1 protein-coding gene and 1 pseudogene are annotated in these 1,363 nt (G+C 63.8%); one reads left to right on the top strand and one right to left on the bottom strand.

The window, feature by feature from the left end; all coding sequences use genetic code 11:
- Positions 1-590 (bottom strand): annotated as a pseudogene (locus F6S12_RS31750) (LTA synthase family protein); the annotation flags it as partial.
- A 204-nt stretch (positions 591-794) separates the two neighbouring features.
- Between F6S12_RS31750 and F6S12_RS31745 the strand changes: the two are divergent.
- A partial coding sequence (locus F6S12_RS31745) for a response regulator transcription factor (RefSeq protein ID WP_315869859.1) occupies positions 795-1,363 on the top strand: 569 nt, incomplete at its 3' end.

Raw genomic sequence — 1,363 nt, 5'->3', positions numbered from 1 at the left:
GGGCTGTCCTGGCTGAGCAGTTGCAGGCTGGCGCCGGCCACCAGCAGCAGGCCGAGGGCACTGAGCAGGCGGCCACGCAGAGGCGGCAAGGGCGCATCCAGCGCAGCCTTCAGGGGCTTGCGCAGGGCCAGGCTCAGGGCGATTGCCGCCAGGGCCAGCAGGCTCATGTACAGGCCGATCGGGTAGGACTCGAGAATGTTGTTGAGAACCTCGTCGGAGTACACCAGGTAATCGACGGCGATGAAGTTGAAGCGCACGCCGAACTCATCCCAGAACAGCCACTCCGCCACGGCCGTGAACAGCATGGCGAACAGGCTCAGGCTGAACAGGCCCTGCAACAGCCAGCGGTGGCCGCGTCGACGCCACAGGGCGGGTGGGCAAAGCACCAGGTACAGGCCCAGGGGCAGGGCGGCATAGGCCAGGAAACCCAGGTCGTAGAGCAGGCCGACGCCAAATAGCGGCAGCCAGCCGCTACCGGCTTCGTCGAGGTGGGTGAGCAGCAAAATGCCGCGGGTCAGCAGGAAAATCGCCAGCCAGGTGCTGGTCAGCAGCAGCACGAAACGCGCCGGAGCTGTCTTGAGAAGATCCATCAGAGGGTGTTCCTTGGGGGCAAATGGCCCGCAGTCTGAGGTTGTCCCTGTAGTCAGCTTGTGAACCGCTGGTGAAAATATTGTTAAGCCCCCAGGCTCGGGAAAACTCTGCCAGGCACCGGCCGACAAGGCTGGCGGCGAGCCGGACTTGGCCTTAAGCTGCGCGAGCCAAGATGGCCGTAACCCTGTACGGAGAGAGTGCCGATGCGAATTCTACTGGTTGAAGACAACCGCGATATTCTCGCCAACCTGGCTGACTACCTGGGGCTCAAGGGCTATACCGTGGATTGCGCCCAGGATGGCCTGTCCGGGTTGCACCTGGCGGCCACCGAGCATTACGACCTGATCGTGCTCGATATCATGCTGCCGGGAATCGATGGCTATACCCTGTGCAAGCGCCTGCGCGAAGACGCCCGGCGTGATACTCCGGTGATCATGCTCACCGCCCGCGATCAGCTCGACGACCGCCTCCAGGGCTTCAAGTCCGGGGCGGATGACTACCTGCTCAAACCCTTCGCTCTCTCGGAACTGGCGGCGCGTATCGAGGCGGTGATGCGCCGTTCCCAGGGTGGTGGCCGTCGGTCGCTGCAGGTTGGCGACCTGAGCTACGACCTCGATACCCTGGAGGTCACCCGCGAAGGCCGCTTGCTCAAGCTCAACCCCGTGGGCCTCAAGCTGCTGGCGGTGCTGATGCAGAAAAGCCCCCATGTACTGCGTCGGGAGATCCTCGAAGAAGCCCTGTGGGGCGACGATTGCCCGGACAGCGACAGCCT

This window comes from Pseudomonas sp. JV245A, from assembly GCF_032424515.1.
In the GTDB taxonomy this organism is placed as follows: Bacteria; Pseudomonadota; Gammaproteobacteria; order Pseudomonadales; family Pseudomonadaceae; genus Aquipseudomonas; species Aquipseudomonas protegens.
Note: the sequence above shows the minus strand (reverse complement) of the source record. Positions and strands in the feature narration are given on the sequence as shown.